Genomic DNA, 3,372 nt, shown 5'->3' with positions numbered 1-3,372 from the left:
TCCCGCCGGCGCGACGATGACCTATGGCGAGATCGCCGCCCGCCTCGGCGATCCCGCCGCCGCGCGAGCCGTCGGCGTCGCCCTCGGGCGCAATCCCGTTCCCGTCATCGTACCGTGCCACAGGGTGCTCGCGGCGGGCGGGCGCTCGGGGGGATTCTCGGCGCCGGGCGGCATCGCGACGAAGATGAGGCTCCTCGCCATCGAGGACGCCGCGCCGGGCGGGCAGCCGGACCTCTTCGGCCTCGCTCCGCGCTGAGGCGCCTCAGAACCAGCCCTTCGCCCGGAACCAGACGAGCGGCAGGATGGCCGAGAGCAGGATCAGCCCGAGTCCCCATTCGTAGCCGAAGCTCCAGCTCAGCTCGGGCATGTTCTTGAAGTTCATGCCGTACATGCTGGCCACCAGCGTCGGCGGGATGCCGACGACCGACACGACCGTCAGCACCCGGAACGTGTCGTTCTGCTCGATGCTGATCAGGCCGAGATCGGCATCGAGGAGGAACTGCGCCTTGTCCGAGAGGTGCTCCTCGAATTCGTCGAGAGAGAGGACGTCCTGCCGGACGACGCCGAGGCGGCGGCGGGCATCCGGGGGCAGCCAGTCGCGCGCCTCCTCCTCGACATAGGGAACCATGCGGCCGATGCCGAGGAGGGTGATGCGGATCTTGGACAGGAGCTGGCGCAGCCGCCCGACCCGGCGCAGCATGACGCGAAGACGCTGCCCCCGGACAGTGCGCCGGCGCGACCGGCCCGCCGCATCCGTGTCTCCTCCGAAGACCTCCTCGGCCGCATCGTCGAGGTTTTCTCCCGTCTCCTCCAGCACGTCGGCGAGACGGTCGACGATGGCTTCGAGGAGCGTGACGAAGGCTCCCGCCGCCGAGGGATGGCAGACGTCGCCCTCCCCGAACCTCTGCCGGCAGGTATCGAAAGCCTTCAGGTCCTCGAACCGGATCGTGACCAGATGCTTCTCCGTCAGCAGGAAGCCGACCGGCGTGATGCGCGGCCGGTGGGCCGCGTCCCGGAAGACGAGAGGCAGGGACAGGCAGAGAGCCCCCTGGTCGTACCGCAGCCGCGAGGAACTTTCGACCTCCCGGAGTTGCTGGAAGGTCGGCACGGCGAGGCCGGTGGCGCGCCGGACGAAGGCCTTCTCCTCTTCCGTGGGGTGGGCCAACTCGATCCAGACCGCATCCTCGCCGATCTCCCCCTCCGCATGGGGAGCAGGGGGCGCGTCGGCGTGCCTGTGGATCCGAAGCATCGGGGGATTTCAGCGCGAGGCCGCCTCCCTCGCGGCGGCCTCCTTGCCGAGATGCTGGTCCTCCTCGAACCGGGCCATCACCTCGTCGAAAGGCCCGTCATCGACGATGCGCCCGTGCTCCAGCCGCAGCGCCCGCTCGCAAAGCCGCGCCAGGAGTCCCGAATCATGCGACGCGAGGACCAGGATGCCCGAGCGCTCGACGAAGCTGCGCAGCCGCGCATTGGCACGCTCCATGAACGAGGCGTCGCCCGCGCCGATCCCCTCGTCGAGAAGAAGGATCTCGGGATCGACGCTCGTCGAGACCGCGAAGGACAGCCGCGTCTGCATGCCGGCCGAATAGGTGCGCATCGGCATGTCGAGAAAGGGGCCGAGCTCGGTGAACTCGGCGATCTCGGCGATCCTCGCCTCGACGGCGCGGCGCGACAGGCCGAGATAGAGGCCGCGGATGCGGATATTGTCGTAGCCGGTGGCGTCCGGGTCCATGCCGAGGCCGATATCGAAGATCGGCGCGATCCGCCCGTCGATGGCGATGCGGCCGGCGAGCGGCGGATAGATCCCCGACAGGACCCGCAGCAGCGTCGTCTTGCCGGCCCCGTTATGGCCGATCAGCGCCACCCTCTCGCCATGGCTCACCGAGAAGCTGATGTTCTCCAGCGCCTGCACGACGGTCCGCGAGCGCTTGTCCGAGCCGACGCGCCCGCCCGTCGCGCTCGACATGAGGCGGTTGCGCAGAAACCGCGCCGCCCCCCCGTAGAGGGGAAAGCTGACGCTGACGTTCTGGACGTCGATCGAGCTCATCGAGGATCAGATCCAGTAGGGAATGCGCACCCGGAAGCGGGCATAGACGAAGAAGGCGGCGGCCACGTCGAGGACCGTGAAGGCCAGGGCGAAGGCCCAGGTTCCCGCCGAGGCGTGCCCGCCGAGGAGCGGGGCGCGGACCAGCTCGATGAAGTGATACATCGGGTTCGCCCAGGCGACCCAGATCCGGTCGCCGAGCTGCTCCGCCCGCCAGAAGATCGGCGTGACGAAGAAGAGGAGCGAGGTGAGGTTGGTCAGGAAGGGCGGCAGGTCGCGGAAGCGCGCGCCGAGGGTGCCCAGCGCCAGCGCGACCGCCACGCTGTTGACGATCAGGATCGCCATGCCGAGCGCCGCCTCGGGCAGGCCCGCGAGCGCCGCCCAGGGGCCGGCCCAGAGGAGGACCAGGGCAGGCACCAGCGCGTTGTGGGCCAGCATGATCAGCGTACGCCAGACCAGCCGGTAGACATGGACGCAGAGCGGCGCCGGCATCTGCTTGATGGCCACCTCCGCGAAGACGAAGACGCTGGCGCCCTCCAGGATGATGGCGAGGCAATAGGTCCAGATCGCCATGCCGACCGAGAGATAGGCCAGGAGGTCGGGAAGCGGCGTCTTGAAGAGGGAGCCGTAGATGAAGGCGATGGCCCCCGTGTAGAGCCCGAGGCTCAGGGTCAGCCAGAAGGGGCCGATGGTCGAGCGGGCATAGCGCTGGCGGACGTCGAACCACGCCATGGCGCCCCACAGCTCGACGAGCTTCGCCCCGCGCCAGAGATCCTCCCGGGCGAGGCGGTAGGGAATGCGCCTCGCCTCCTCGGCGCTGTGGACGATCACGTTCGGGGACGTCACAGGTTCTCCAGGGAAACGGCCGGCGGAAGGCGGCGATCTACCAAAGCCGGGCGAGCCTGCCAACGCGGCGCGGGCCTGCCGACGCGGCACCCTTGCCCTCGGCGGCGCGAGGGTCCACAGGGCCGCCATGGAACAGGACGCCTCCCGCCGGACGAGCGCGGGCATCGTCATCTATCATCCCGAGGAGGCGCAGCTCCGCCGGCTCGTCGGCGCCGTGGCGCCCGGCCTGCGCGAGGTCGTGGTCTTCGCCAATTCGGACGTCTCGCCCGAGACCGAGCGCGGCCTCGCGGAGGCGGCGGCGCCCACGGCGTGCCGCATCCTGCGCCCGGGCGCCAATGTCGGCCTCGGGGCTGCCTATGACGCCTTCCTCGCCTCGGCCCGGGCGGCCGGGGACCGCTTCGTGCTGCTGCTCGACCAGGACAGCCTGCCGCCGAAAGACGCCGTCCCCCGCCTCGCCGATCTCCATGCCCGCCTCGCCGCCG

General features: G+C 70.2%; 5 protein-coding genes. 2 read left to right on the top strand and 3 right to left on the bottom strand.

What is annotated here, in order from left to right; genetic code table 11:
- On the top strand, positions 1-256 hold a 256-nt coding region (locus tag PKD06_RS14830; protein ID WP_324381383.1), incomplete at its 5' end, for an MGMT family protein.
- Positions 257-262: 6 nt separating this feature from the next.
- Here the strand turns inward: PKD06_RS14830 and PKD06_RS14825 are convergent.
- From PKD06_RS14825 to PKD06_RS14815, 3 genes are read right to left on the bottom strand one after another with little or no spacing between them, the layout of a single operon-like run.
- On the bottom strand, positions 263-1,249 hold the full coding sequence (locus PKD06_RS14825) for a magnesium transporter CorA family protein (RefSeq protein WP_324381381.1): 987 nt from the start codon (positions 1,247-1,249) through the stop codon (positions 263-265).
- A 9-nt stretch (positions 1,250-1,258) separates the two neighbouring features.
- Positions 1,259-2,047: an ABC transporter ATP-binding protein gene (locus PKD06_RS14820; protein ID WP_324381379.1), complete on the bottom strand. Its 789-nt coding sequence runs from the start codon at positions 2,045-2,047 to the stop codon at positions 1,259-1,261.
- 6 nt (positions 2,048-2,053) lie between these two features.
- Positions 2,054-2,890, bottom strand: coding sequence for an ABC transporter permease (locus tag PKD06_RS14815; protein ID WP_324381377.1), 837 nt, complete (start codon positions 2,888-2,890; stop codon positions 2,054-2,056).
- Positions 2,891-3,017: 127 nt separating this feature from the next.
- Between PKD06_RS14815 and PKD06_RS14810 the strand changes: the two genes are divergently transcribed.
- A partial coding sequence (locus tag PKD06_RS14810) for a glycosyltransferase (RefSeq protein WP_324381375.1) occupies positions 3,018-3,372 on the top strand: 355 nt, incomplete at its 3' end.

Source organism: Enterovirga sp., assembly GCF_035325185.1.
In the GTDB taxonomy this organism is placed as follows: domain Bacteria; phylum Pseudomonadota; class Alphaproteobacteria; order Rhizobiales; family Beijerinckiaceae; genus Enterovirga.
Note: the sequence above shows the minus strand (reverse complement) of the source record. Positions and strands in the feature narration are given on the sequence as shown.